The sequence below is a fragment of the Nostoc sp. PCC 9305 genome (genome assembly GCF_963920915.1).
Taxonomy (GTDB): Bacteria; Cyanobacteriota; Cyanobacteriia; order Cyanobacteriales; family Nostocaceae; genus Nostoc.
Genome location: NZ_CAWUDN010000266.1, coordinates 1 through 722 on the forward strand (window position 1 = coordinate 1; position 722 = coordinate 722).

General features: G+C 42.0%; 1 protein-coding gene. It reads right to left on the reverse strand.

Annotated features, from left to right (window positions below; all coding sequences use genetic code 11):
• Nucleotides 1-93: 93 nt before the first annotated feature.
• On the reverse strand, nucleotides 94-456 hold the full coding sequence (locus ACM0OX_RS35710) for a hypothetical protein (protein WP_334838060.1): 363 nt from the start codon (nucleotides 454-456) through the stop codon (nucleotides 94-96).
• Nucleotides 457-722 lie beyond the last annotated feature (266 nt).

Genomic DNA, 722 nt, shown 5'->3' on the forward strand with positions numbered 1-722 from the left:
GGGGGATCTTCAACGATTTTGGTTTTATACAAAGATGTGTGTACACCGTAGCTTAGAAAGGGGAGGGTTAGGATGGGGTAAAACCCAGATTTATCAAGCAACAGCCTCTTGCTTAGGTTTTCGCACCGGACGCTTGCGATCGCTTCGACGAACGCCCCCTGCCATTTTGTACTCATCGCTATTCTTGCCATACTTTGCAGCTACACTGAGTAACATATGTTCTGTTAGTTCCATCAGCGACTTTTCGGTAACTTCTAAGGCTTCCTGAGTCATATCCACGGTGGAAAGGCTTGAGTTATAAGCTTCCAACTTGTCTTGCGTTGTTTTGATGAGGGCTGCAAAGGAGTCAATTGTTACCCCATTGCCTAAGTCTAAGCTGGGATTGATCGATTTCAAACCCGCAATCCGACGCTGCGCTTTATCAATTGCTTTAGACCCACGTTTTGGACGTGACATAAATCACCTTTCTGTTATTATTAATGCGCCAGGATAAAAACTGGCTTATACCCTGGACTGTACAGCACTAGGATAGACATAATTAAGGTTAATTGACACCCGCATTATTCAGTATAAATTGATTTATTTATCACAAATATATTGAATACCCTTATGTAAATTCTTGTAAATTGCCCGAATTCAATAAACAACCGCCCGAATTCAATAAACAACTGCCCGAATTCAATAAACGACTGCCCGAATTCAATAAACGACTGCCCGAATTC